The following is a 2,477-nucleotide window of genomic DNA, read 5'->3' as shown; positions in this document are numbered from 1 at the left end:
GCCCGTCACCGCACGCCCCGCCCCCGCATAGCACCGCACCGAGGAAGGCAGACACCAGTGCTGACCGTGGACTTCTCCCGATTCCCGCTCGCCCCGGGGGACCGGGTCCTGGATCTGGGGTGCGGCGCCGGGCGCCATGCCTTCGAGTGCTACCGGCGCGGCGCCCGCGTCGTCGCGCTGGACCGCAATGCCGAGGAGATCCGCGAGGTCGCCAAGTGGTTCGCCGCCATGAGGGAGGCCGGCGAGGCCCCGGCGGGCGCCGAGGCCACCGCTATGGAGGGCGACGCCCTGGCCCTGCCCTTCCCCGACGACAGCTTCGACGCCGTGATCATCTCCGAGGTGATGGAGCACATCCCCGACGACAAGGGCGTCCTGGCCGAGATGGTCCGGGTGCTGCGCCCCGGCGGCCGGATCGCGGTGACCGTGCCGCGCTACGGGCCGGAGAAGGTCTGCTGGACGCTCTCCGACGCCTACCACGAGGTCGAGGGCGGCCACATCCGCATCTACCGCGCCCACGAACTGCTGGCGAAGATGCGGGGCGCGGGCCTGAAGCCGTACGGCACCCACCACGCGCACGCCCTGCACTCCCCGTACTGGTGGCTCAAGTGCGCCTTCGGGGTGAACCGGGACGGCGACGACGCCGCGCTGCCGGTGCGCGCGTACCACAAGCTGCTGGTCTGGGACATCATGAAGAAGCCCCTGGCCACCCGCCTCGCCGAGGACCTGCTCAACCCGGTGATGGGCAAGAGTTTCGTGGCCTACGCCACCAAGCCGCACCTGCCCGCCGGCGCCGCTCCCGGCCGGGAGACGGCGTGACGAGCCCGGGCCGCACCGAACGGCTGGTCCTGCCCGGCGTCCTGACCGCCGAACAGGCCGAGCGGACCGTCGCGGGCATCGCCGCCCTCCAGCGGGAGGACGGCGCGATCCCGTGGTTCCGGGGCCACCACCTCGACCCCTGGGACCACGTCGAGGCCGCCATGGCGCTGGACGCGGCCGGGGAGCACGCGCGGGCCGAGGCCGCCTACCGCTGGCTGGCCGAGCACCAGAACGCGGACGGCTCCTGGTACGCCGCCTACGCCGACGGGGACGCGGCCCGCCCCACCGACCTGGGCAAGGAGACCAACTTCTGCGCCTACGTGGCCGTCGGGGTGTGGCACCACTACCTGGCCACCGGCGACGACACCTTCGCGGACCGCATGTGGCCGGTGGTCCACGCGGCCGTGGAGTTCGTCCTGGAACTCCAGCAGCCCGGCGGGCAGATCGGCTGGAAGCGCGAGGCCGACGGCACTCCCGTCACCGACGCCCTGCTGACCGGCAGCTCCTCGATCCACCAGGCGCTGCGCTGCGCGCTGGCCCTGGCCGAGCACCGCGAGGAGCCGCAGCCGGACTGGGAACTGGCCCTGGGCTGGCTGGGACACGCGGTGCGCCACCACCCCGAGCGCTTCCTGGACAAGGGCCGCTACTCGATGGACTGGTACTACCCCGTCCTGGGCGGCGCGGTGACCGGAGCCGCGGCCAAGGAGCGCATCGAGTCCGGCTGGGACCGCTTCGTCGTCCCCGGCCTGGGCGTGCGCTGCGTGCTGCCCAATCCCTGGGTGACCGGCGGCGAGAGCGCCGAACTCGCCCTGGCCCTGTGGGTGATGGGGGAGTCCGACCGGGCGCTGGAGATCCTGCGCTGGATGCAGCACCTGCGCGCCGAGGACGGCCTGTACTGGACCGGCTACGTCTTCGAGGACGAGGCCTTCTGGCCGGAGGAGCTGACCTCCTGGACCGCCGGCTCGCTGCTGCTGGCCGTGGCCGCGCTCGGCGGCGACGAGGCCACGGTGGCGGTCTTCGGGGGCGAGAGGCTGCCGGCCGGGCTGGAGCCGGACTGCTGCTGAGCCGGAAGCCGGCCTCAAGGCACGCCGAGGCCGCCGGGACCCGCCGAGGCCCGCGCCGCCTCCCACCGCACGCGGACATGCGGCAGGCCCCGCCCGGTGCCGGGCGGGGCCTGCCGCATACGTGCTCGCGTGTTCGGGCGGGGTCAGCCGCGCTGGATGCCGGAGGTGTCCTGAAGGACGCCGCGGCGGCCGTCCTGCGTCTGCGCCACCAGCGCCTGGCCGCGCTGCTCGACCGCCAGGTACCAGGTGCCCGGGGCCAGTTCGGCGACCGGGGTGGGGGAGCCGTCCTCGCCGTACAGCGGCCGGGCGACCGGCACGGCGAACCAGAACGGCTGGAAGTTCGGGTCGGCCGGAGCGCCGCCGCCCGCCGGGGCCGCCTGCTGCTGCGGCGCCGGCTGGCCCCCGCCGTAACCGCCCTGCGGCTGCCCCTGCATCGGCTGCCCCTGTGCCGGCTGGCCGGGCTGCGGGCCGCCCGGGTAGCCGTAACCGCCCTGGGGCTGCCCCTGCATCGGCTGACCGGGCATCGGCTGGCCGGGCTGGGCGCCGGGGTAGCCGTACCCGCCGGCCTGCGGGCCCGGGCCGTAGGGGTTCGGGGCC

The 2,477-nt window shown here is 75.0% G+C and carries 2 protein-coding genes and 1 pseudogene; 2 read left to right on the top strand and 1 reads right to left on the bottom strand.

Features of this window, described 5'->3' with window-relative positions; translation table 11 throughout:
• Positions 1 to 57 precede the first annotated feature (57 nt).
• Positions 58 to 816: a class I SAM-dependent methyltransferase gene (locus tag L7D48_RS28045; protein WP_237883786.1), complete on the top strand. Its 759-nt coding sequence runs from the start codon at positions 58 to 60 to the stop codon at positions 814 to 816.
• A complete protein-coding gene (locus L7D48_RS28040) occupies positions 813 to 1,880 on the top strand; it encodes a prenyltransferase (RefSeq protein ID WP_237883784.1) in 1,068 nt (355 codons plus the stop codon). Before L7D48_RS28045 ends, L7D48_RS28040 begins: the two co-directional genes overlap by 4 nt.
• Before the next feature lie 143 nt (positions 1,881 to 2,023).
• Here the strand turns inward: L7D48_RS28040 and L7D48_RS28035 are convergent.
• Positions 2,024 to 2,477: pseudogene (locus L7D48_RS28035) on the bottom strand (hypothetical protein); the annotation flags it as partial.

The organism is Streptomyces sp. ICN903, from assembly GCF_022015835.1.
In the GTDB taxonomy this organism is placed as follows: domain Bacteria; phylum Actinomycetota; class Actinomycetes; order Streptomycetales; family Streptomycetaceae; genus Streptomyces; species Streptomyces fenghuangensis.
Note: the sequence above shows the minus strand (reverse complement) of the source record. Positions and strands in the feature narration are given on the sequence as shown.